The following is a 25,690-nucleotide window of genomic DNA, read 5'->3' on the forward strand; positions in this document are numbered from 1 at the left end:
AAAAACAGATTGCAATAACTCTATAAGTTGAGCAGCCCAAACGTAATAACAAAAGAGTGCAGAGCAAGTTTGGGTAATACATGAAAGGCAAACAGTAATCTATAGTCGAGTCTATTTTCGTAACATTAAGTCAGTTTAAAGGATTTCGGAAAATTAACACCATAGGAATTGCTCAGGCCAACAAGGTAATGCAAATGTCGGCAACTGCCTATAATCTTAAAAAAAACTGATAAAATTTATGAGTAAAACAGCTGAAACAATGACATATCAGGCCATTGTTGTTCTATTTTTGTTTTTAAAGATGTGTTTTGATTTAATTAGAAGTGATTTAAGCACTCAATAACTTAAAACACAAATACAATCAAGCAAAAAAACAAAGCCTTAAAAGCTTGTGAACACACTTACTTTTAAGGATTTTATCTTATTTTTTGAAATATTACTTGGTTGTGCAACGGTTACTTGTGTTAAATAACATTCCAATTAAATGCTTCAAAAAAAACGGTTAATGAAATGAAAGAGAGTCTTATATGATGGATAGATGGTGATGTATGCCTCTTTTTTTGAGAATATTGACCACTTGGTTATGAAGCTATATTCCCCTTTTCTTGAAAATTTTAAACTGGAAAAATATATTTAAAAGTGTGAATTTTCGGTTGTTAAATAATGAAGCATCATAAAATCAAAGAGCAATGAAAAAAAAAATCTATGAAAAGTTTAATAATGGAAAAAAATAAAAGTACGGTATATAATTCTATATTATTGTCATTTAAAATATCAGAAGAGTCCTAATGCTTAATTTATCGATTAAGTAACTGTTAATTCAAAGAAATAATAACTAAATATCAGTTGAAGTTATATGAAACAAAAGCTAAGACATCTAAAACTAATAAGCCTTGTTACTGCTTTGTGGCTTTTTTGCAGCTACAATGTTGTGGCACAGGAAATGCAGGTGAAAGGTAAAGTAACTGATTCTAATGATGATCCCTTACCTGGAGTATCAGTAGTTGTTAAAGGGACAACCAATGGAGTAATTACAAATATTGCTGGTGAATTTATTATATCTGCAGACATGGATCAAACTTTAGTTTTCTCCTTTATTGGAATGAAAACAAAAGAAAAGGCTATAAACACTGCCTATATTGATGTTGTTTTGGAAGAAAAAACAATGGATATCGAAGAAGTACAAGTTGTGGCTTATGGATCACAGAAAAAAATGACCATAACTGGATCTGTTAGTAGTGTTGGTTCGGAAGAGTTATTAAAATCACCCAATGCTTCAGTTGCCAACACTTTGGCAGGTAAAGTTACAGGATTATCCAGCGTACAGGTTTCTGGCCAGCCTGGAGCTGATGATCCTAAAATTTATATCCGGGGACAAGGTACTTTTAATGATTCAAGTCCCATTTATATTGTAGATGGTGTGGAACGGTCATTTACGCAGTTAGATCCCGATGAAATAGAAAGTATTACGGTGCTGAAAGATGCCTCGGCAACCTCGGTATATGGTATCAGGGGGGCAAATGGCGTTATTATCGTTACAACTAAACGAGGTAAAGAGGGCAAAGCAAAAATTTCAGCTTCAGTTTCAACCGGTCTACAAATACCTACCAGATTATTGGATTTTGCAGACAGTTATACTTATGCAATGCGTTATAATGAAGCACAAGCAAATGATGGGGAACCTGAAACTGATTACAAATTTCAACCTAACGTGGTGGAAGCTTTCAGAACGAATTCTGATCCTTTAATTTATTCCAACACAGATTGGGTGGATTATATTTTAAAAAATTCAGCAACTCAATATAAAGGTAATGTAAGTATTAGCGGAGGTAAGGAAAAGGTTAAATATTTTGTTTCTGTTGGGATATTGGATCAGGAAGGATTGTTTAAAACCTTTGAGTCGGACCATGATTATAATTTTTCATATAAGCGCTATAATTACCGATCAAATATCGATATCAAGGCAACCAAAACCACGGATTTAGGTGTTACGATTGGGGGAAGGATTGGAGATAAAAATGAACCGAATACCTCAAACGGCATTGATTATTTGTTCCGTAACATCTATTGGGCGGTTCCTTATTCCGGACCAGGAATTGTTGATGACAAGTGGATTAAAGCCAATGATACATATATACCCGACGCAGATAAAAAGGAAGGGCTTACCCCTTTTTATGGAAGAGGATATAACAATGTTTCAACTCAAACGCTGAATTTTGATATTGACCTGAAGCAAAAACTTGATATGCTAACTAAAGGATTGAAATTTAGGATCAAGTTTTCGTATAATACTACTTATAAACACACAAAATACCGCAGTTCAACAAAAGAATACTATACACCATATTTTAAAGAACACTTGACCGAGAATGGTGAGTTTTATCAACAATATAACACCACACCGAATGATAAAACAGTGGTATACCGACGCGAAGGTGAAGAAGGTGATCTGGGATACAGTGAATGGACATCTAAGACATGGCGGAATTGGTATACCGATTTTGGGTTTAATTATAATAGAAAGTTTGGGGATCACAATGTGGCTGGTTTGTTACTTTATAACCAACGAAAAACGTATTATCCTACAACTTCCTGGGGATCTGATATGGATTATGATGATATTCCCACCGGGGTTGTCGGTGTTGTGGGGCGTATTGCATATGACTTTAAAACCAAGTACTTAGCAGAGTTTAATGTTGGTTATAATGGCTCTGAAAATTTTCATAAAGATAACAGGTATGGATGGTTTCCTGCTGGATCTATTGGTTGGGTAGTATCTGAGGAATCTTTTATGAAGAATCTTGACTTTATCGATTATCTAAAAATTAGGGGCTCTTATGGGATTGTAGGTAATGATAAATATAATACTTCACGTTTTTTATATTTAAGTGGACCATATGATTTAGCTTCAGGAGGTTATAATTTCGGAACAGATAATCCGAACAATCAAAGTACCGCAAGAGAAATGTCTATCGGAAATAAAAACGTAACCTGGGAAACTGCCCACAAAAAGAATATTGGTATCGACACCTATTTCTTTAATTCCAGATTGGGGGTTAATGTTGATCTGTTCTGGGAAGAAAGGGACGATATCCTAGCGCTGCGACAAACCACACCTGATTATACGGCTTATGATGAGGTACCTGTAAACTTGGGTAAAATGGAAAACAAGGGTTATGAAATTGAAGTAAAATGGAGGGATAATGTCGCTGATTTTAAATATTGGGTCAATGCCAATGTATCCTTTGCGCGCAATAAAATATTGGAGCTTGACGAGGTAAAACAACCAGAAACTTACATGCATCTAACAGGTCATCGGGTGAACACACCTTATGGTTATGCTTTCGATGGTTTTATTACAGAGGAAGATCTTTCGTCAAGTACTTATGCGGACTCCGGACTACAACCAGGAGATATGAAATATAAGGACTTAAATAACGACGGAGTGATTAATAACTACGACATGAGATATCATGGTTATTCCCGTACTCCGGAATATATTTTTGGGCTAAACTTAGGTGGCAGTTATAAAGGTTTTGACTTTACGATGTCATGGACCGGGGCAACAAATGTTTCTAGGGAGTTGGGAGAAACATATCGGGATGCTTTTGGAGCAACCAATGATCGTTCGCTATTACAATATATGGCTGATGGCCGATGGACACCGGAAACAGCAGATAAAGCATCTTATCCGCGCCTGACCTTGGTTAATAGTGCTTATAATACCCAAAATTCTGATTTTTGGGTCAGGGATGCTTCCTATATACGTTTAAAGAATGTTGAATTAGGTTACAATTTTAAAGGAGGTGTTTTAGAATCTTTTGGAATAAAAACATTCAGGGCATACGTGAACGGATCCAACCTGTTAACATTTGACCGTTTGGATATTGCAGATCCTGAATCTAATACAGCTGATGATTCAAAATATCCATTGCTGAAGATTTATAACGTAGGGGTAAAAGTCAATTTCTAATCACTAAAATATTTAATAAATGAAGATATATCAATATATTATACTCTTTTGCTTAAGTAGCTTTATGTTATTTAGTTGCGAGGAGCTTGAATTGGGAGATGAAGCATTGGAGAACCCTCCTACGTTGAGTGTTAACCGAGATACTATATTTTCGAGACTCGAGTATGCAGAGGATTATCTCTGGGAAGGCTATAGCACACTTCCTTATGGATTAAATGTAAACTGGGACAAAAAAAGCAATAAATTAGGGATGGATGTTCTGGAGAGCTTGACTGATTTAAACCACAGTTATTTATCGTGGGCAGGGGCTAATGAATTATATTATAACGGACAATATACAGCAGGCTTCGAAAATTATGACTCGGATAATTATATTACTACAAAAACCAAATTTCACTATACTATAGAAGAAACATGGGAAGGAATTAGGATAGGATGGAACTTCATAGAAAATGCTGATCAGATACCGGATGGTGAACCTGAATATATTGATCAATTGAAGGCTGAAGCCCGAATGATTATCGCATTACATTATTCTGATATGTATAGGCATTATGGTGGTTTACCCTGGGTTAACCATGTTTATGCAGCAGATGAAGATACTTATCTTCCCCGTTCTACGGCAAGGGCAACGCTCGATTCAATAGTTAGTGTAATTGATAAAGCAATTCCGGATTTACCCTGGACCATAGAAGATGGCAGTAATTGGGACGGAAGATTTACCAAAGCAGCTGCCATGGGACTAAAAGCCCGTATGCTATTGTTTGGCGCAAGTCCATTGTTTAATGATGATGTACCTTATCTGGACGGAGAGGCAGCCCAGCAGAAAATGGTTTGGTTCGGCAGCAAGGATGAGAGTTTGTGGAATGATGCGGCTGAAGCAGCAGAAGATTTAATTCGGGAAGCAGAAGGGCATGGGTATGGTCTAGTAAATACTGGGAAATACAGGCAGGACTTTCAGGATGCCTATTATGACCGTGGAAATGGTGAAGTTCTGATTTCCACGCGTTATTCATATACCTCTTATAGTTATTGGAGCCAATACTATTATTTCTATCAAAGTGCAGGTAGTTATGGTGCAGGCTGTCCAACGCAGGAATATATAGATATGTTTGGTATGTCGAATGGATTACCGATTACTAATCCTTCTTCGGGCTACGATGCTAATAATCCTTTTGTCGATCGCGATCCCAGATTATACGAAACTGTTTTGGTGGACGGAGATAGTTACAAGGGTCGTACTGCCGAATTATGGATAGGTGGACGGGAACGAAAAACTACAAATTCAGCTGGAGTTAAGAGTGGGTATGGATTAAGAAAATTCCTTTTGGAACGAAATTATTCAACCTCTCTTTATTCGGTTGTTCATTGGCCTTATTTAAGATTGGCAGAAATATATCTAAGCGCAGCCGAAGCGTTAAATGAAGTGAATGGTGGCCCAACGGCTAAAGCCTATGAGTATGTCGATAAAGTAAGAGCCCGTGTTGGTTTGGCAGGGCTTCCATCCGGTTTATCACAAACGGAATTCAGAGAGGCGGTGTTGGAGGAAAGAGCCAAAGAGTTTGGCTTTGAAGAAGTGAGATGGTTTGACCTGATTCGTTGGAAAAGGGAAGGAGACTTTACGAAAAATCTGCATGGTACTAATATATATAAGGAATCTGATGGAGTCTACACCAGGGAATTATTCGATTGCCCGTCTCGCCATTGGCAACAATTCTGGTCGCCTAAATGGTACTTAAGTGCTTTCCCTTCTGATGAGGTGAATAAAGAGTATGGATTAGTACAAAATCCTGGATGGGAGTAATGAAAACTGGATTTTGACAATTAAAAATTTAAAAAGATGCAAGGAAATTTATATCCAACATATATTTTGTTGTTCATATTTGGTTGGTTGCTGTCTTCAACAGCGAATGCACAAACCAAACCAATAAACGGACGCGTTTTAAGTGCCGAAGGAAAATATGTGCAAGGTGCCATGGTTACTTTGATAGGCTCCCAGCAAAGTGTTGAAACAGGTGCAAACGGTGTTTTTACACTTGAGGTAGATCCGGAAGATACTTTGATTAAGGTTGAGAAAGGTTTGGTATCAGAAGTGTTCAATCTGCAAAAAGATGATCTCGATTATGTTTTAGACCGCTATCATGGTGAGATAGATTTAGGAATGGTTAGTAATAGGCATCCCGATGAAATTACTGGTGCAGTGAGTACCACCTATTCCAACGCCCTTAACAAAGCTAGCGTAATCAATCCCGAAAATTCCTTATACGGACAATTGTCAGGTTTAACGGTGCTACAAAACGGGGGAACCCCATGGAGCCGAAACCCAGATTTAATGATACGCGGTGTCAGTAGCTTAAATGATAATAATGTTCTGGTTATTATTGATGGTGTGGTGCGGTCTTTATCGTCTATCTCAATGGATCAAATTGAAAGTATCTCCGTGTTGAAAGATGCTTCATCTTTGGCTATTTATGGACAAAGAGGAGCAAATGGTGTAATAGTGGTAACCACAAAAAGAGGTGAGTATGAATCTTTCGAAGTGGAAGCCTCTTATCAATATGGGGTGAATACCGCATTTCGTATGCCGGATATGCTTAATGCTTATGAGTATGCCTTGGCCGTAAACCAAGCCAGTATATTGGATGGTAATTCAGATATATATTCTGCAGAGGACTTAGCGGATTTTAAAAATGGTACTAACCCTTATTTTAATCCTGATGTGAACTGGATGGATGAAACCATGAAGGATTATGGTGTATCTACCAATTTTAATGCCCAGTTTAAAGGGGGTGGCAAAAGGCTTAAATATTTCACTTCCTTAAATTATCAAACCGAAACGGGATTATTTGATCAAACGGATTTGGATTCGAGATATGACAGTAAATTAAAATATACCAGATTTACTGTTAGAAGTAATATTGATGCTGATATTACCCCCAATACCTTGGTATCCATAAATGCACAAGTGGCTTTAAATGACAGAAAATCACCAAATACGTCAGTAGGGTCTATCATGAACTCAATTTATAATACTCCAGCAGCTGCTTATCCGGTTCGTACTATGAATGGAAAATGGGGTGGAACCGCGCATTACAACGATAATCCCGTTGCCCGGATCGCTTCTACTGGTTACCGCGAAGATTTTGTCCGAAAGTTCATGGGTGATTTAACCATTAAGCAGGATATGGATAAATTAGTAGAAGGTTTATCCGCTGAGTTAATGGTGGCCTATGACAATTCAGCAATATTTTACGAGGGAAAAAGCAAGAGTTACGAATATGAGAGTGTTTCTGCTGTCCGTGACGAAAATGGAGTTTACGGGGAGCCCACTTCAGTTCTATATGGTGCTGAATCAGATCTGGAAGATGTGGATGGAAACCATTATTGGTTAGATCAATCCCGTAGGGCCACCTTTAGGGCTAAGCTTAATTATGAAAAAAACTGGGGCAGTAGCCAATTAGCAACTTCATTGCTCTATTCACAGGATAAAGTGGTTAACGATGGTCAATATAATACTTATCTGCATCAGGATGTTGCATTAACAGCACATTATGGTTATAAAGGAAAGTACTTCGCAGATTTAACAGTGGGATATGGAGGGAGCAGTCTTTTGGAAGATGGGAATCGTTTTGGAGTATTCCCTGCTTTATCAGGCGCCTGGATCGTTTCACGGGAGGATTTCCTGAAGAAATCGTCATTAATCGATTTATTCAAGCTTAGGGCTTCGTGGGGTATGACAGGTAACGATGCGGTTTCTGCAAATCTGGAAGACCAGAAATTCTCTAAGAAAGGAACTTATTATTTTACTAATAATTTTGCAGATTATAGTGGCTATACAGCAGGACGTCTGGCTTCTAGTGATCTTACTTACGAAACCGCTTTTATGACAAATATCGGTTTTGATTTTAGATTCTTCAAAAAGTTAGATGTTACACTTGATGGTTTTTACGAAAAAAGAAAAGACATCCTGGTTGATTCGGAAGGAATTGTATCTGATGTGATCGGGATCACATCAGACTATACAAACGATGGCGAAGTAAAGAATAAAGGTTTTGAGGTTGATTTGTTGTGGCAAGACAATTTAGGAAGCTTTAATTACTATGTTGGTGGTTCATTCTCTTATGCAAAGAATGAAATCATTAACCAAAATGAGGTTTATCGACCTTATAGTTACCAGAATAGAACAGGCCGGGCTATTGGTCAGCAATTTGGCCTTGAGGCCACTGGATTTTTCCAAGATCAGGCAGATATAAATAACAGCCCACAGCAGTTGTTTTCTGATGTGCGCCCAGGAGATGTTAAGTACAAGGACCAAAATAACGATGGAGTTATTGATGCATATGACGAAGTAGCAATAGGAAAGTCATATGTAAATCCTGAAATCTATTATTCATTAAAATTAGGTTTTGAAATCAAAGGATTTGGGGTTGATGCGCTCTTCCAGGGAATTGCTAATCAAACGCAATTTTTGAATACTTCAAGTGTATATTGGCCACTCCGAAATAATACCAATATTTCAACTTTTTCTGCAAATAGCTGGACTCCAGACACAAAGTCAACGGCTACTTTACCAAGGTTGTCTATGGAAGACAATGACAATAATTATAGAAAAAACTCTATTTGGTTGAAAGATGGAGATTATCTAAAACTAAGAACACTTGATGTTTATTATAATTTACCGGAAAAACTGGTCTCTAAATTCAAATTATCAAAGGCAAAAGTCTTTCTGCAAGGCATGAATTTATTTTCGATTGATGATTTTGATGATGTAGATCCCGAATCGCATGGTATAAGCTATCCTACATTGGCTTCATATCACATTGGTGTTAACATTGGTTTTTAAATTAAAAATATATTAAAATGAAGCAATATATATCAATAATACTGGCATTTATCGGTTCGTTATTATTTGGTGGATGCGACTATCTTGATTATGACGAATCTTCTTATCTTACCAGAGAAGATGTATTCTCGGAGTATTCAAGGGCAGAAAGTTATTTGACCAATATATATACCCAATTGCCGGCAGATTGGGGAACGGTTGATGGCGCAATACGGGCTTGTGGTGTTGACGAGGCCGTACATGTAAATAGCTTATCTAATGTTCGTAAGTTTAACGATGGTACATGGAGTGCCATTAATACGGTTGACGGCCATTGGTCGGGTATGTACTCAGGCATTTACGATGTAAATTTGTTCTTATCTGAGATCGAAGGTGAAACTTGGGAAGAGCTTATGTGGAATGAAGATTATCCTGAGCTTATGGAACAGTTCGAGATGTATCCGTATGAAGCTCGTTATTTAAGAGCTTACTTTTATTTTGAGCTCCTGCGACGATATGGCGGAGTGCCTATTGTTAAAACAGAATTAAGCGCAGAAGAAGCAAATTCAGTTATCAGGGCTTCGTTTGATGAATTGGTCGATTATATTGTAAGTGAATGTGATGCCATAATAGAGGTATTGCCTGTAACATTCGATGGTTTTAGTAATAACTCAGAAACTGGAAGAGCTACCAAAGGTGCAGCCATGGCACTTAAGGCGCGTACCTTGTTGTATGCCGCCAGCCCGTTGCACAATACATCCAACGATATAAACAAATGGCAAGCTGCTGCGCAGGCAAATTATGCCATTATAGATTCGGCATGGTATAGTCTGGAAGGAAACTATAATAACGTTGTTAACAAAGGAAATAGTTCAGAGCTTATTTTCGAAAAACGTCAAGATGAAAGTAATGACTTTGAAATTAAAAATTTCCCTATTGGTTATGAAGGTGGAAACACTGGTACTTGTCCAACTCAAAACCTGGTGGATGCTTATGAAATGCAGAGTACTGGCCTTTCAATTGATGACCCGTCATCGGGTTATGATAATGTGAACCCTTACTCAGGCAGGGATCCCCGTTTAGCGAAAACGGTTATTGTAAATGGTTCGAGCTGGAAGGGACAAAGCATAGAAGTTTGGTATGGAGGAGCCAATGCAGAGCCTAAGTATAATGCTACAAAAACTGGTTACTATCTTAAAAAATATGTGATTGAGAGTGTAAACTTGGAAACAGGGAATATCAGTAAGAAAAGACATACTTGGGTTTATTTTAGGTTGGGCGAGGTGCTGCTGAATTTTGCTGAAGCAATGAACGAAGCCTATGGCCCTGAAAATAACGCAGGGTATGGAATGACAGCTCTGCAAGCAGTTAATCAACTGCGCAGTCGCGCAGGAATGCCTGATTTCCCTTCAGGTATGAGTGCTGATGAGTTCCGTACCAAGTTACGAAACGAAAGAAGGGTTGAATTGGCTTTTGAAGATCACCGTTTCTGGGATGTGAGAAGATGGAAAATTGGAGCTGATATTGATATAAATGGTATGCATGTAGAATTGGGTTCTGAAGGGGAATATATTTATAGGAACATAGATGTGGAAACCCGTGTGTGGAACGAGCGAATGAACCTGTTTCCAATTCCGCAGACAGAACTTTATAAAAACTCTAATTTAACCCAAAATCCTGGTTGGTAAATTAGAGAAATAAATAGCATGTTGCTTAAATATTTCCAGAGAGATGCTAGGTCTCTCTGGATTCAATAAAACTTGCTCGGCTTATAATATGGAAAGGCTGTTAAAATGATTGATAATAAGGCTTATGAAACTACATTCGATTTATCTGCATTTCCCAAAGGATATTATATCGTTAAAGCATAAGGCGGACAAGGTACCTCAAAGCAAGTACAAGTTTTGATTAAGTAGTGTGTACAATTCAGCATTGAAGGGTCTTATTTTCTTCAATGCTGATTTTAAAATAAAACCACTAAGAAATAAATACCTGAAGTTGTCTTTTTCTTCCTAAAAATCCTATGTTGTGGTGAAACGAAGTCATTTATTTTATAGAGAAGACTTACCTGACAAAAGAAATTAAAGTATAGGTAAATAAGATAAGGAAGGCTTAAGACAAATTTCCTTTTTGATCCCTAAGTTCGCTGAAGGGGACATTTGGAAATTTGCTTTTGTGTAGATCATTTCAAATGTTGGGATAAATAACAAAAAGCAGATTTTCTTAACAAGTGAGTTTTGTGGTGCACCCCAATAAGTATTTGTAATTATAAATTAGCGAAAAAATATAAATTAATATATAATGATAAGGATTTCATTTCTTTTATTCTTTTTAATAGTGTGCAAATTCATCAGTTATGCTGCCCTAAAATCGGAATGGGACAACGTAAAAGTATTGCAGATAAATCGCGAAAAACCTCATGCAACTATGATGGTGTACAGTTCTGAGGAGAATGCCATCACTTTTAAAAAAGAACAATCCAGGTATTTTCAAAGTCTTAACGGTAATTGGAAATTCAAATGGTCAAAAAATCATTCTGAAAGACCTATTGATTTTTACAAAACTACCTATGATGTCAAGGAATGGAAACAGATACCTGTTCCATCAAACTGGGAAATGCATGGGCATGGTATCCCAATTTATACCAATATAGAATACCCTTTTGAAAAAGAAAATGTGGAAGCTCCAAAAGAATGGAATCCGGTAGGTTCTTACAAACATACTTTTAAAGTACCTGATTATTGGGATGGAAGAGATGTTTTTATCAATTTCGATGGGGTGCAGTCCGCATTTTATTTGTGGGTAAATGGTAAAAAAGTAGGTTATAGCCAAGGAAGCCGAACCCCGGGCGAATTTAATATTACCAAATACCTGAAGGTTGGAACAAATCAACTTGCTGTGGAAGTTTATAGATGGAGCGACGCTTCTTACCTTGAAGATCAGGATTTTTGGCGATTAAGCGGTATATTCCGCGATGTTTACCTATGGTCAACGCCCAGCACCCATATTCGCGATTTTCACGTGACAGCCTCTCTGGATGAATCATATAAGAATGGGGTATTTAAAATTGAGGGAGAAATCCTGTCAAAAACCAAGGGTGCAACTTCATTATCCTATAAACTAACCAATGAAAACGGTGAGGTAGTATTAGATCATAAAAAAGCACTTGCTGTTTCAAAAGGGATGATTGATTTTAATACACAGGAACATATACTTAAGAATGTTGATAGCTGGAATGCAGAATCACCTAATCTGTATAACCTGATTATCAAGTTAAAAGATGAAAGTGATAATGTGCTGGAGATTATTCCTCAAAAAATTGGTTTTAGAAGGGTAGAGATTGCGGAAGGAAGGCTTTTGATTAACGGAGTGGCAGTATTGTTTAAGGGAACCAACCGTCACGAACATCATCCTGTAACGGGGCATTATATTACACGTGAGGATATGATGAAGGACATTATGCTGATGAAACAAAATAACATTAATGCTGTTCGTACATGTCATTATCCCAATGTGCCGGAATGGTACGACTTATGCGATCAATATGGTCTTTACCTGATTGATGAAGGAAATATTGAAGCGCATGGATTTGGTAATAATGGAGAAAATCGTTTGACATGTTCACCGGAGTGGCAAGAGGCCTTTTTAGACCGTGTACAAAGAATGGTTTATCGCGATCGTAATCATGCCTCTGTAGTAATATGGTCAATGGGAAATGAAAGCGGTGACGGAATCAATGCAAAAGTTTGTCATGAGTGGGTTAATTCTATAGATAAATCCAGGCCTTATTTATATGAAGGTACCACACGAAAAGGGGGGCGAGATTATGCTGATATATACTCAAGGATGTATACTTCTCCAGAAGGATGCAAGAAAATAATTACTGAAAAAGCGCATATGCCATTTATTTTGTGTGAGTATACGCATGCAATGGGAAACAGCAATGGTAACCTTAAAGAATATTGGGATTTGATTTATGCCGATAATAATTTTCAGGGGGGATTTGTATGGGACTGGATGGATCAGGGTATAAAGCAATCCGTACCGCAGGAATATAAAAATACTAGCGCTGACAAGTACTTTTATGCGTATGGTGGATGGTGGGAGAATGCAAGAGGTATCCATCATGATGGGAACTTTTGCATGAACGGCTTGATTGCAGCAGACAGAACTCCCCACCCGGGACTGAATACAATCAAGTACTTTTATCGAAACATCCATGTGGAAGCAATTGAATTAGAGAAGTATAAATTCAAAATCACCAATTGGTTCGATTTTTCCAATGTTGCCGACAGGGTGACAGGAAGATGGGAATTGTTAGAAGATGGAATAGTGGTTAAAAGTAATGTGCTTGATGGATTGGATATACCGGCACGAGGAAGTAAAGTGATCCAGGTTGAATTGGGTGAATTCATACCCAAAGCAGGGAAAGAATATTTTATCACTTTTAGTTTTCATTTAAAAGAAAAGGAGTTCTTTGCTTCCCAAGGACATGAATTGGCTTGGGATCAGTTTAAACTACCAATAAGCAAAGAAAAGATTGAGAATATTCAAATTACTGATAAAAGACCAGAGTATCGTGAGGAGGGAAGGAAAGTATATGTTTGGAGAGATAATTTTTCAATTATTCTTGATAAACTTACTGGATGTATAGAAAAGTATTACGTGGATGATGAGTTAGTGATTAAACAAGGTCCACAAGCAGATTTTTGGAGAGCACTTACTGATAATGATTTAGGTGCAGTTAATAGTGGAAATAGAAAACTGCCACAGTTGGGAATATGGAAATCGGCCGGAACATGGATTACAGATGACTTCACCATTCAAGAGGAAAATGATAAACTAATATTGATTGCAAAAGGAAAATTACCATTGGTAGGTGCAGATTATACTCAAACTTATACCATATCCGGTGCAGGTCATGTAAAAGTGGAATGTAACTATGTTGCAGGTAATATGCCACTTCCTATGGTACCCAGACAAGGAACTAAACTGGTAGTTTCAGGTGGATTTGAAAATGTGCAATGGTATGGTCCCGGGAAAAATCCTACTTACCAGGATAGAAATGTGGAAAAAATAGGAGTCTATTCATCGACAGTGGATCATGAGTGGGTAGAATATTCTCGACCTCAGGAAAATGGTTATAAGTCAGATGTTCGTTGGTTTGTAATGACTAATAATGAGGGTAAAGGAATTAAAATTAAAGGTAGTAATCTATTAGGTATTGGTGTATCGCATTTTAGCAGGGAAGATATTGAAACTAGTGCATATTCGTTTGAATTAACTCGTCATCCTGACATATTCTTAAATGTAGATAATACACAAATGGGTGTTGGAGGTACAACAAGTTGGTTAACTCATGCTTTTCCATTAAAGCCTTACCGATTAATAAATAATAATTATCAGTTCAGTTATACAATTAAACCAATGCATTGATTTGTGTGTATCTATGAATTTCATATTCAGGTGTTAAATCTAGTGATAGTATAAAATGATAGCTTATTAAAGAATCATGATAAATAAAACTATAATAAAATTAGTGGTTTTCTGTTTTGCTTTATGTGTAATAACTATACTCCATGCTCAGGGAAAAGGGTCAGAAAAGAATTTAACACCAGACTCTGTTTCAATGATAAATCCTTACAAGGCAAATAGTGTACCTGTTAAGGAACCTTTAGGCTATCAGTTAATTTGGTCTGACGAATTTTCAAAGGAAGGAAAACCCGATAAGCGATATTGGTCATATGAAAATGGTTTTGTCCGGAACAAGGAATTACAATGGTATCAGCCAGATAATGCTAATGTAAAGGATGGTGTTTTAATTATTGAAGGCAGACATGAAAGAATTAAAAACAAGGGATATAAAGAAAATGATCCTAGTTGGAAAAAGAATAGAATGTATGCAGAATATTCTTCTGCGTGCATTATAACCCGAAACAAGTTTTCGTTTCAGTATGGTATTATGGAAGTGAGAGCCCGCATCGATACAAGTTTAGGGATGTGGCCTGCTATTTGGACTCTAGGCATTGACAAACAGTGGCCATCGAATGGTGAAGTGGACCAGATGGAGTATTACAGATACGAGGGCGAACCCACTATTTTAGCTAATGCAGCCTGGGCAGACAAAGACATGAAACCTGTTTGGGATTCAGAGAAAATACCTTTATCACAATTTACAAATAAGGAACCGGATTGGTGTAATCAATTTCATATGTGGAAAATGGTATGGACAGAGGAATTCATCCGTTTGTATTTGGATGATTTACTGCTCAATGAAGTCGATCTTTCAACGACCATTAATGCTGACGGTACAAACCCATTCCATCAACCTCAATATATCTTATTAAATTTGGCTATAGGAGGTCAGGGAGGTGATCCGTCTCTAACGAGCTTTCCAAGAAAATATGAGATAGATTTTGTAAGAGTATTTCAAAAAAAGTAGCAAATGAATAGGGTTAAATGTCTGGCAGTAAGTTTCGTGTTTTTTTCTATTGTGGGGATTACAAGTTGTCGTCTTGATTTTTCTAAAAGCGATGACAACGATAGAGAAGAGAGTCGTAAACCCAATATAATTTATATACTGGCAGATGATGCTGGTTATGGAGATTTAAGTTGTTACGGACAAAACAGATTTAATACCCCAAACTTGGATAAACTGGCTGAGAATGGTATAAGGTTTACTCAGCATTATGCAGGTTCAACGGTTTGTGCACCCAGCCGTTCTTCATTACTTACAGGGCAGCACACCGGACATACTCCGATTCGCGGAAACCTAGAAGTAGAACCGGAAGGACAGCACCCATTGTCCGCATCATCCCTAACAATAGCCGAAATCATGAAACAGGCTGGTTATGTTACTGGTGCATTTGGTAAGTGGGGTTTGGGATATCCCGGATCGGAAGGAGATCCGAACAAGCAGGGATTTGATGAATTTTTTGGTTATAACTGCCAGCGTATGGCACACCGTTATTATCCATCATACTTATGGCATAACCAGGAACGGGTACAAATGCCTGGAAACGATTGGAAAAATACAGTAACTTATGCTCAGGATGTCATTCAGGATGTTACCTTAAAATTTATTGAAGATCAAAAAGATACTGCTTTTTTTGCCTTTGTGCCTATTGTTATTCCCCATGCTGAATTAATCGTGCCGTATGATTCCATATATGCAAAATTTGAACACAGGTTTAAAGAAATTCCTTATGTGGGTACCCAAGGAGCTGATTATGGTGAGGATCTGAACATTAGTAATTATTGTTCTCAACCGAAGCCCAGAGCGGTATTTGCATCCATGATGTATCGTATGGATGTTTACGTTGGTCAGATAGTCAATCGGCTAAAAGAATTAGGAATTGATAAAAACACAGTAGTGATGTTTGCCAGCGACAATGGTCCTCACCGTGAAGGTGGAGCCGATCCGGATTTTTTTAATAGTAATGGCGGATTAAAAGGATATAAAAGGGACTTGTACGAAGGAGGTATACGGTCTCCATTTATTGTTTCGTGGCCAGGCACTATTGAACCTGGTACTATATCTGATCATATTTCTGCTTTCTGGGATGTTTTACCTACTTGTGCTGATTTAGTAGGTGTTCAAACTCCTGAAGAAATTGATGGTATTTCTTTTTTACCGGAATTATTGGGACAGGAGCAGGCCAGGCATAAATATTTGTATTGGGAATTTCAAGAAAAAGGAGGTAGTATGGCAGTTCGTTTAGGGAATTGGAAGGGAGTTGCTTATCATTCCTCCCAACAGGATAAAACTAAGTTTGAATTATTTGACTTATCAAACGATGAGAAAGAAAGGATTAATATGGCAGATCAACGTCCTGATATAGTTAAAGAGATGATTCAAATAATGAATACAGAGAGAACGGAAACGGAGGAGTATTGTTCTAATTTACCTAAGCTCATAGAGCATACTGAAAAAAGTAAGGAATAAAAAATCATTTAATAATGAGAAGGAAACAATTTAATCAACTTTTACACAAAAGTTTTATTTTAATTATAAGTCTCTATTCAGTTACATCTGAGGCAAAGAGTAAGATGGATACCTCACTGGATTCAGCAAAGGTAACATCCACATTACAAATTGAACAAGGACTGATAAGAGGCGTGTTAACCGATCGTAATCCAGATATTAACGTATTTAAAGGCATTCCATATGCTGCACCACCAGTAGGAAAATTAAGATGGAAGGCACCTCAACCTGCCAAAGGATGGCAAGGGATAAGAGAAATGAATGCATTTGGAGATATTTGTGAACAGGTAAATCCGTGGGATAAAAATTCTGATAAAATGAGCGAAGATTGTCTTTATCTCAATATTTGGACTCCGGCTAAGAATAAAGATGAAAAACTTCCTGTTATGTTTTGGATTCATGGAGGAGGATTTACCCGAGGTTCCGGTAATCTGTCGAATGGATGTGCTTTAGCAGAAAGAGGAGTTGTTTTGGTTTCTATTAATTACAGGTTAGGGCCTTTAGGTTTTTTTGCTCATCCCTTACTTTCAGAAGAAACCGAAAAAAATATATCAGGCAACTATGGCCTATTAGATATGATTAGTGCGCTTCAATGGGTTCAGAAAAATATAGAACAGTTTGGTGGGGATCCGGATAACGTAACTATTTTTGGTGAGTCGGCTGGAGGAGCAGCGGTTTATATATTATGCTCTTCTGATTTAACCCATGGATTATTTCACAAAGCTATAGCGCAAAGTCCATGGGTTACCGATGCCAGCATTTCTCCTCTTACCAAACCGGCCTATGATAGAGAATCGGTTCAAGCAACAGGTATTCGTTTTGCAGAGAAACTTGTTAGCGATGGAATTTCATCCATGGATACTCTGCGTAGTATAGATGTTAGCAATTTGGTTAAGCAAAGTAAGGGATTTAGACTTCCTGCTGCTATTGATGGTTTTGTGATGAAGGATAATCCTGCTAATATTTTTGAAAAGGGCCAACAGCAGAGCAGGCCTATGTTAGTTGGAACAAATACTGATGAGGGAACCATGTTTCTTTACGGAGCAGATAAGCAATCAGTAGATCAATATAAGGCTGGAGCTCAGCAAGTATTTAGAGGTTATGCTGAAGATATTATGAAAATGTATCCGGTTGATTCGAAAAGTGATATCAAAGGAGCAGTATGTCAAACTATAAATGATATTTGGTTTGCACAGCCAACACGTTGGATGGCCAGATATATGTCAAAGAAAAATAAAAATACCTATCTCTACCATTTTGCTCACCCAAGCATGAGATGGCCTGCAGGTGGATCGGCTCATGCAGCAGAACTTGTTTTTGTTTTTAGATCACTAGATCCTCAAAAACAAACAGAGGCTTACAAAAAATTATCTACGGCAATGATTACATATTGGACGCAATTTGCAAAAACAGGTAATCCAAACTCTAAGGATCTGCCCAATTGGCCACGTTATACTGAAAGAAGTGATAGAAATATCCGACTTGATATAGAAATTACGGTAGAGTCCCATTACCTGAAAAAAAACCTGGATGAACTTGATAGTATTTACAAGAAAATAGGAAAGTACGTGTATTAAAACATCCAAAACAATAGATATATTATTAAAATGAATAGGCAAATAATAACATTCATATTAACATTTTTTTGTTTAATAGTATCCGCACAGGAAAAACCGAATATAGTTTGGATTTTTTCAGATGATCATTCTTATCAGACTATAGGTGCTTATGGTGGGCAACTGGCTTCATTAAACCCATCGCCCAATATTGACAAATTAGCAAAAGAGGGTATTCGTTTTAATCGGGCTTATGTTGCCAACTCCATTTGTGCGCCAAGTCGCGCTACACTGTTAACAGGAAAACATAGTCATTTGAATGGTAAGATGGATAACAATGGAGGTTTTGATCATGAGCAGCAGCAGTTTCAGAAGATACTTCAGAAATGTGGTTACCAAACGGTCATGGTTGGTAAGATTCATTTAAATGGTAAGATGCAAGGATTTGATTATTGGGAAGTACTTCCTGGCCAAGGGAAATATTATGATCCGGATTTTATTACTGAAAAAGGTCAAACTACCTATCCTGGGCGTTATGTAACAGACGTAATTACAGAACGGACAATAAATTGGTTAGAGAATGAACGGGATAAGGATAAGCCTTTTATGTTGATGGTACATCATAAAGCTCCACACCGTAATTGGGAACCGGCAGATCGCCATATGAGTAAGTATAAAGATGTCGAAATTCCTGAACCAGATAATTTGTTTGATGACTATGCTAACCGTGGCAGTGCAGCAAATAGTCAAGACATGAGCATTAAAAAAACTATGATATTAGGCTATGATTTAAAGGTGGAGGGTAAATGGGGCAATCATCCAAGATACAATGAAAGAGCGGAATGGTTTGCCAAAAATAAGCCTGAAGGAAAAGAGCTGGTAAAGTGGAAATACCAGACATATATGAAAGATTTTATGCGCTGTACCTGGGCCGTGGATGAGAGTGTAGGTCAGATTCTTCAAACACTTGAAAATTTAGGATTAGATGAAAATACAATTGTGATGTATTCATCCGATCAGGGGTTTTTTATGGGTGAGCATGGATGGTTTGATAAACGATTTATGTATGAAGAATCTTTCAGAACTCCTTTAATTGCGCGCTGGCCAGGAAAAATAAAGCCCGGTTCAGTTAACACTGATTTAGTTCAAAACATTGACTTTGCCGAAACTTTCCTGGATCTGGCAGAAGCTCAGATTCCCGAGGATATGCAAGGGCAGAGTCTTGTTCCCTTATTAAAAGGAAAAACACCAAAGGATTGGCGCAAGTCGCTTTATTACCATTATTATGAGTATCCCGGATTTCATAGTGTACGTCGTCATGAAGGTGTTTTTGATGGACGTTGGAAATTAATCAGGTTCTATGGATTGGGTGTTCTCAATGGTGAGGAATGGGAGCTTTATGACCTAAAAAATGATCCAAATGAAATGAATAATATCTGTTCTAATCCAAAATATAAGAAAAAGTTAAAGACACTAAAGAGTGAACTTTCAATTTTAAAAAACAAGTATCGGGTTTCTGAAGTGACAGCAGTGCCTATTCAGGAAGAGGAATAAAATTAATGTAGGAAATTCAAGATATGAGATTCGTTAGTATAAAAGTTTTAGCTTTGTTTGTAATTAGTTTGTTAATTGCTTCATGCGGCTATAAAACTTCAGAAAATATAAATAAGCAAAAAAAGAATGTATTATTTATTGCAGTAGATGATCTTCGTCTTCAAGCTGGGATTTATGGTCAATCACAAATGATTACACCAGCCATTGATGAGCTGGGGAATGATGGAGTTGTTTTTAACCGGGCGTATTGCAGTGTTCCTGTTTGTGGGGCATCCAGAGCCAGTTTGTTATCAGGTTTAAGGCCAACTTCAAAACGATTTGTAAATTATCATACGTGGAAAGATAAAGATGCACCAGATGTAACTAGTATCCCCAAATGGTTTAAGGAGAATGGTTATACCACACTCTCTAGAGGTAAAATATATCATCATAGCGATGATGATTTGGAAGCATGGTCTGAGGAGCCTTATATACCAGCAGCCGGTATAAGTTGGAGAAGCTATATAACAGAAGAATCGCGTAAAATAATTGAAGCAAATAAAAATCCCAAAAATCCTGATCAAGTTAAAGGACCTCCATTTGAAATGGCAGATGTCGAAGATAATGCCTATCCGGATGGAATGCTAACTGACAAGGTGATTGAGGATCTAAACCAATTTGCCAAATCTAAAGAACCATTCTTTTTAGGTGTTGGATTTTGGAAACCTCATTTACCATTTAATGCGCCTAAAAAATATTGGGACCTGTATAGTGAGGAGGATATTCAATTAGCGGATAACCCGTTTATGCCACAAAATGCTCCTAAAAAAGCAAAAACAGATTGGTATGAACTTCGTGGCATGTATGCTGGGATTCCAAAGGAGGGACCTGTGTCAGATGAGTTAGCCCGTCAATTAATTCATGGCTATTATGCCTGCGTTAGCTATACCGATGCTCAGATAGGGAAGGTTCTAAAGGAATTGAAAAGGTTAGGGTTAGATAAGAATACCGTTGTAGTTTTATGGGGTGATCATGGTTGGCATCTAGGTGAGCATGGACTTTGGTGCAAGCATTGCAACTTTGATAAGGTGATGAAGGCACCCTTAATGTTCAAGGCGCCAGGTATGAAGGAGGGTAAAAAATCCAATACCTTAGTTGAATTTATAGATATCTACCCAACATTATGCGATTTAGCCGGAATTGACATGCCTGAGCATTTGGATGGGAAGAGTTTGCAGCCTGTATTAAATAATCCGTCTAAAATACATAAGGATACTGTCTTTACCAGGTATCATTCAGGAGAATCAGTCATTACAAAACGTTATGTATATACCGAATGGAAAAAGAAAAATGGCAATAAGGTTAATATGCTCTATGACCACTCCAATGATCCAGATGAAAATATAAACGTAGCTGATAATCCAAAATATGAGGAAGTAGTGAAAGAATTGAGTTTAAAAATCAATAAAAATCATGATTAGAAAAATATTGTTAGTAGGTATTTGTCTATTTTTAGTGGGTAATATTAAAGCTCAAAGAGAAAAGGTCAACTTGAATAAATCCTGGAAATTTACATCTGGGTACGAAGTACGTAAAAATGCTTTTACTGAAGTAAACATACCCCATACTTGGAATACGACCGATGCCTTAGGAGGAAACGTGGACTATTACAGGGGCTTAGGTAATTATGAGCGTTCATTTCTGGTAAAGGAAGAATGGAAAAACAAAAGATTGTTCCTTCGTTTCCTAGGGGTTAATACAATTGCAAATGTATTTGTGAATGGCAAACATGTTGGTGAACATCGCGGTGGATATGCAGCTTTTGCTTTTGAAATAACTGATTTTGTAAGTTATGGAGAAGAAAATGAAATTTGGATTCGAGTAAATAACGCTCCACAACTGGATATAATGCCATTGGTAGGAGATTTTAATATGTATGGAGGTATTTATCGAGATGTAGATCTGTATATCACTGATAGTAATTGTATCTCCTTACTTGATCATGGATCAGAAGGTGTTTACCTTTTCCAACATGAAGTATCTGAGTCGTTGGCCAAAGTTCAAGCTGTTGTTAAAGTTCTGACAGATGAAGAAACGATGATTGTATTAAAGGTGAAGGATCATGAAGGAGGCATTGTGCTTGTCAAAAAGGCTAAAAATACAGATAAAGGTGAAGTAATGATTCCTTTTGAAATGAAAAAACCTCATTTGTGGAATGGAAGGAAGGATCCCTATATCTATGCTGTGCATGTAGAACTTCAAAAGAATGGTAAGATCATTGATAAGGTGGTTCAGCCCATGGGCTTGCGATATTATCATGTTGATCCGGACAAGGGATTCTTCCTGAATGGAGAACATGTTCAATTGCGTGGTGTTTGTCGACATCAGGATCGTCCTGAAATAGGAAATGCATTACACACTTGTCATCATTCGGAAGATGTGGCTATTATGGAAGAAATAGGCGCTAATGCTTATCGAATGAGTCACTATCCACAAGATCCTTACATGTTTCAGTTGTTGGATGAAAAAGGATTTGTAGTTTGGTGTGAAATACCATTTGTTGGACCAGGTGGTTACAGAGACAAAGGTTTTGTTGATCAGGAATCATTTAAAAAAAATGGAAAATATCAATTAACTGAGTTAATTCGCCAGAATATGAATCATCCTTCGGTTTTATTTTGGGGCTTGTTTAATGAGTTAAAGGTACAGGGAGATAATCCTGTAACCTATATTAAGGAATTGCAACAGCTTGCTCATAGTGAAGATCCTACAAGGATTACAACTGCTGCAAGTAATCAAAATGATGAAACTTTAAATTCAATAACTGATTTAATATGCTGGAATAAGTACTTTGGCTGGTATGGAAATAATGTGAGTCAAATTGGAAAATGGGCTGATAAACAGCATGCTCAAATGCCTGATAAGCCCATTGGGATAAGTGAATATGGAGCAGGAGCAAGTTTATATCATCAGCAAGAAAAGTTAATAAAAACTATAGCAGGAAGCTACTGGCATCCAGAAAACTGGCAGACTTATTTTCATGAAGAGCATTGGATTGAAATTGACCAACGTCCTTTTTTGTGGGGAACATTTATCTGGAGTTTGTTTGATTTTGGAGCGGCTCACCGTCGAGAAGGTGAAGTGAGAGGTAAGAATGATAAAGGCTTGGTGAGTTTCGACAGAAAGGAAAGAAAAGATGCATTTTATTTCTATAAAGTCAATTGGAACAAGCAACCTATGGTCTATATTGCTGAAAAAAGAGTTACAGAGCGCAGTAATGCCAACCAAAGAATCAAAGTTTATTCCAATCAGAATAAGGTTACACTGTTTTTAAATGGGGAAAAGGTGCATGGTATTAAGGGTGATTACGGGCGTTTCTATTTTGATGTTCAATTAAGACCAGGAAAGAATAAGATTGTAGCAAAAAGTGGAGCTCAACTGAGTGATCAGTTAGAGCTTATCTTTAAATAACAAAACTTTATTTTTTATATCTTTAAGTGTTTGAATTATTAGAAAATTTATGAAGAAGTTATTTTTTTTATTCCATATTCTGATGGTTGTTTCGTCTCCATCCTTTGCTCAGAAAGTTAATTTTGAGTGGTTTAATACTAGCCTTACAATAGAAGATCGGATTGAAGCTTTGATAGAAGCTATGACAATTGAAGAAAAAGTGTCACAATTGACAGATCACAGTGTGGCTATTCCTCGTTTAGACATTCCTGAATATAATTGGTGGAACGAATGCTTGCATGGAGTGGCTCGTAATGGACGTGCAACTGTTTTTCCTCAAGCTATTGGGTTGGCTGCAACTTTCGATACAGAATTAATTGAAGAGGTCGCATCAGCAATATCGGATGAGGCTCGTGCTAAATATAATATCGCAGTTAAAAATGATAATCGTTCGAGATATGCAGGATTAACGTTTTGGACTCCTAATGTTAATATTTTTAGAGATCCTCGCTGGGGAAGAGGACAGGAAACATATGGTGAAGACCCTTACCTGACTTCTCAAATCGGGATTGCCTTTGTGAAGGGGCTGCAGGGAAACCATCCAAAATATTTAAAAACAGCAGCATGTGCAAAACATTATGCAGTTCATTCTGGTCCTGAGGCTTTGCGACATGAGTTTGATGCGATTGTTACACCTAGAGATTTACACGAAACCTATTTGCCGGCTTTTGAGGCACTGGTTCGGGAAGCTAATGTTGAAATAGTGATGGGGGCTTACAACAGGGTATTGGGGGAACCTGCCTGCGGAAGTCCGTTTTTATTACAGGAGATATTGCGTGAAAAATGGGGGTTTAAAGGACATGTTGTTTCTGATTGTGGTGCAATATCTGATTTTCATCTTTTCCATCATGTTACAAACACACCCGAAGAGTCGGCGGCTTTAGCTATTAACAGTGGTGTTGACTTAAATTGTGGAAGTACATACCCTCACTTGGTTAAAGCGGTTAAACAAGGATTGGTAACAGAAGAAACGATTGACCAAAGGCTAAAAACATTATTAAGAACCCGTTTTAAATTAGGTTTATTTGATCCTTCTGAAGATAATCCTTATAATGCCATAAGTGAGGATGTGTTATGTAGTGATAAGCATTCAGCATTGGCATTAGAGGCTGCTCAGAAATCGCTGGTTTTGTTGACCAATAAAAATAAGGTGTTACCATTGTCACCCGAGATTAGAAATCTTTACGTAACCGGTCCGCATGCTAATAATAGTGATGTGTTATTAGGGAATTATTATGGAATGAGTAATCGCCTGGTTAATATATTAGAAGGAATTACTTCAGCAGTAAGTGCTGGAACAACTATCAACTATAAACCAGGATGTCTGCCATATCGTAAAAATGTTAATCCAATTGACTGGGCAACACAGGAAGCACAAGCAGCTGATGCTATTATAGCTGTATTGGGTATAAGTGGAGCCATTGAAGGGGAAGAAGGAGAGTCTATTGCCTCAGAATCTAAAGGTGATCGTTTAAGTCCGTATTTGCCAGATAATCAATTGGAATTTCTGAAAAAACTTAGAAAAAACAATGATAAGCCTATTGTTGTGCTACTGACAGGAGGCAGTCCCATGATTATTCCTGAAGTGGTAGAGTTGGCCGATGCAATTTTATGGGCATGGTATCCGGGGCAGGAAGGAGGTTCTGCTATAGCAGACATTATTTTTGGGAAAGTATCTCCCTCAGGCCGTTTACCACTTACTTTTCTGGCTTCAGAAGATCAGCTTCCTCCATATGAGGATTATAGTATGAAGAACCGTACTTATAAATATATGAATTACAATCCGCTATTTCCGTTTGGATATGGGCTGAATTATACAAAGTTTGACATAAAAAATGTAGAATTAAGTGCTGTGAATATTAAGAAAGGAATGGATATCTCCTTGACTTGTGAGGTTTCTAATATTGGTGATATGAAGGGAGAAGAGGTGGTTCAAATGTATTTAGAGCAGCCGGGAGCGGGAGAAACTGCACCGTTTAAAAAACTGGTAGGTTTTAAAAGAGTAACGCTGGAAGTTGGAGAAAAATCTCAAATAGATATCGTTATTTCATCAAAAAGTATGATGCAGTTTGATGAAAAAGGGAAAGGATTAATAAAAAAAGGAGAGTATAAGTTGTATATAGGTAATTGTTCACCGACAAACTGCGATTTAGATATTTCTAAACCGTTAGAAGTTACTTATAAGGTAAAGTAATGTTTTTTAATAGGCATGTTTTGACCATGTAGGTCTAATTAGTCAAGTTCATAAACAAGAGTAAAATTGAATTGCTTAATGTCTTTTGACTTTTAAAAACTGCTTTATTAGCTCTTTA

At 37.3% G+C, this 25,690-nt stretch carries 12 protein-coding genes; all 12 read left to right on the forward strand.

Annotation, left to right across the window (positions count from 1 at the left end; all coding sequences use genetic code 11):
• The first annotated feature begins 856 nt into the window (after nt 1–856).
• The 12 genes from ELS83_RS18445 (at nt 857) to ELS83_RS18500 (ending at nt 25,572) form a co-directional block, all read left to right on the forward strand.
• Nucleotides 857–3,973 carry a SusC/RagA family TonB-linked outer membrane protein gene (locus ELS83_RS18445; protein ID WP_171597017.1) on the forward strand — a complete coding sequence of 1,039 codons (3,117 nt, stop codon included), beginning with the start codon at nt 857–859 and terminating at the stop codon, nt 3,971–3,973.
• A 19-nt stretch (nt 3,974–3,992) separates the two neighbouring features.
• Nucleotides 3,993–5,777 (forward strand): RagB/SusD family nutrient uptake outer membrane protein, encoded by a 1,785-nt coding sequence (locus tag ELS83_RS18450; RefSeq protein WP_171597018.1) that lies wholly within the window; start codon nt 3,993–3,995, stop codon nt 5,775–5,777.
• Between the two features lie 36 nt (nt 5,778–5,813).
• Nucleotides 5,814–8,816 (forward strand): SusC/RagA family TonB-linked outer membrane protein, encoded by a 3,003-nt coding sequence (locus tag ELS83_RS18455; RefSeq protein ID WP_171597019.1) that lies wholly within the window; start codon nt 5,814–5,816, stop codon nt 8,814–8,816.
• Nucleotides 8,817–8,833: 17 nt separating this feature from the next.
• Nucleotides 8,834–10,483 carry a RagB/SusD family nutrient uptake outer membrane protein gene (locus tag ELS83_RS18460; protein ID WP_171597020.1) on the forward strand — a complete coding sequence of 550 codons (1,650 nt, stop codon included), beginning with the start codon at nt 8,834–8,836 and terminating at the stop codon, nt 10,481–10,483.
• A 613-nt stretch (nt 10,484–11,096) separates the two neighbouring features.
• Nucleotides 11,097–14,231, forward strand: coding sequence for a beta-galactosidase, LacZ type (gene lacZ, locus ELS83_RS18465; RefSeq protein WP_171597021.1), 3,135 nt, complete (start codon nt 11,097–11,099; stop codon nt 14,229–14,231).
• 76 nt (nt 14,232–14,307) lie between these two features.
• Nucleotides 14,308–15,237: a glycoside hydrolase family 16 protein gene (locus ELS83_RS18470; protein WP_216616695.1), complete on the forward strand. Its 930-nt coding sequence runs from the start codon at nt 14,308–14,310 to the stop codon at nt 15,235–15,237.
• A 3-nt stretch (nt 15,238–15,240) separates the two neighbouring features.
• The gene (locus tag ELS83_RS18475; protein ID WP_171597022.1) at nt 15,241–16,740 is read left to right on the forward strand and encodes an arylsulfatase; all 1,500 of its coding nucleotides are present in this window, start codon (nt 15,241–15,243) and stop codon (nt 16,738–16,740) included.
• Between the two features lie 14 nt (nt 16,741–16,754).
• Nucleotides 16,755–18,356 (forward strand): carboxylesterase/lipase family protein, encoded by a 1,602-nt coding sequence (locus ELS83_RS18480; protein ID WP_171597023.1) that lies wholly within the window; start codon nt 16,755–16,757, stop codon nt 18,354–18,356.
• Between the two features lie 30 nt (nt 18,357–18,386).
• Nucleotides 18,387–19,889: a sulfatase family protein gene (locus tag ELS83_RS18485; RefSeq protein ID WP_171597024.1), complete on the forward strand. Its 1,503-nt coding sequence runs from the start codon at nt 18,387–18,389 to the stop codon at nt 19,887–19,889.
• Between the two features lie 23 nt (nt 19,890–19,912).
• Entirely contained in the window at nt 19,913–21,349 is a 1,437-nt protein-coding gene (locus ELS83_RS18490) for a sulfatase (RefSeq protein ID WP_171597025.1), read from the forward strand.
• Nucleotides 21,342–23,339 (forward strand): beta-glucuronidase LacZ4, encoded by a 1,998-nt coding sequence (gene lacZ4, locus ELS83_RS18495; protein ID WP_171597026.1) that lies wholly within the window; start codon nt 21,342–21,344, stop codon nt 23,337–23,339. The genes ELS83_RS18490 and lacZ4 overlap by 8 nt, the downstream gene beginning before the upstream one ends.
• A gap of 49 nt (nt 23,340–23,388) precedes the next feature.
• Nucleotides 23,389–25,572, forward strand: coding sequence for a glycoside hydrolase family 3 C-terminal domain-containing protein (locus ELS83_RS18500; protein WP_171597027.1), 2,184 nt, complete (start codon nt 23,389–23,391; stop codon nt 25,570–25,572).
• Nucleotides 25,573–25,690: the final 118 nt, after the last annotated feature.

The sequence above is a fragment of the Marinifilum caeruleilacunae genome (assembly GCF_013141825.1).
Taxonomy (GTDB): Bacteria; Bacteroidota; Bacteroidia; order Bacteroidales; family Marinifilaceae; genus Marinifilum; species Marinifilum caeruleilacunae.

What these genes read in the sequence shown, in the direction of transcription:
- ELS83_RS18480 (WP_171597023.1), top strand. Translation starts at nt 16,755, where the DNA reads ATGAGAAGGAAACAATTTAATCAACTTTTACACAAAAGTTTTATTTTA.
- ELS83_RS18450 (WP_171597018.1), top strand. Translation starts at nt 3,993, where the DNA reads ATGAAGATATATCAATATATTATACTCTTTTGCTTAAGTAGCTTTATG.
- ELS83_RS18445 (WP_171597017.1), top strand. Translation starts at nt 857, where the DNA reads ATGAAACAAAAGCTAAGACATCTAAAACTAATAAGCCTTGTTACTGCT.
- ELS83_RS18460 (WP_171597020.1), top strand. Translation starts at nt 8,834, where the DNA reads ATGAAGCAATATATATCAATAATACTGGCATTTATCGGTTCGTTATTA.
- lacZ4 (WP_171597026.1), top strand. Translation starts at nt 21,342, where the DNA reads ATGATTAGAAAAATATTGTTAGTAGGTATTTGTCTATTTTTAGTGGGT.
- lacZ (WP_171597021.1), top strand. Translation starts at nt 11,097, where the DNA reads ATGATAAGGATTTCATTTCTTTTATTCTTTTTAATAGTGTGCAAATTC.
- ELS83_RS18490 (WP_171597025.1), top strand. Translation starts at nt 19,913, where the DNA reads ATGAGATTCGTTAGTATAAAAGTTTTAGCTTTGTTTGTAATTAGTTTG.
- ELS83_RS18500 (WP_171597027.1), top strand. Translation starts at nt 23,389, where the DNA reads ATGAAGAAGTTATTTTTTTTATTCCATATTCTGATGGTTGTTTCGTCT.
- ELS83_RS18485 (WP_171597024.1), top strand. Translation starts at nt 18,387, where the DNA reads ATGAATAGGCAAATAATAACATTCATATTAACATTTTTTTGTTTAATA.
- ELS83_RS18455 (WP_171597019.1), top strand. Translation starts at nt 5,814, where the DNA reads ATGCAAGGAAATTTATATCCAACATATATTTTGTTGTTCATATTTGGT.
- ELS83_RS18475 (WP_171597022.1), top strand. Translation starts at nt 15,241, where the DNA reads ATGAATAGGGTTAAATGTCTGGCAGTAAGTTTCGTGTTTTTTTCTATT.
- ELS83_RS18470 (WP_216616695.1), top strand. Translation starts at nt 14,308, where the DNA reads ATGATAAATAAAACTATAATAAAATTAGTGGTTTTCTGTTTTGCTTTA.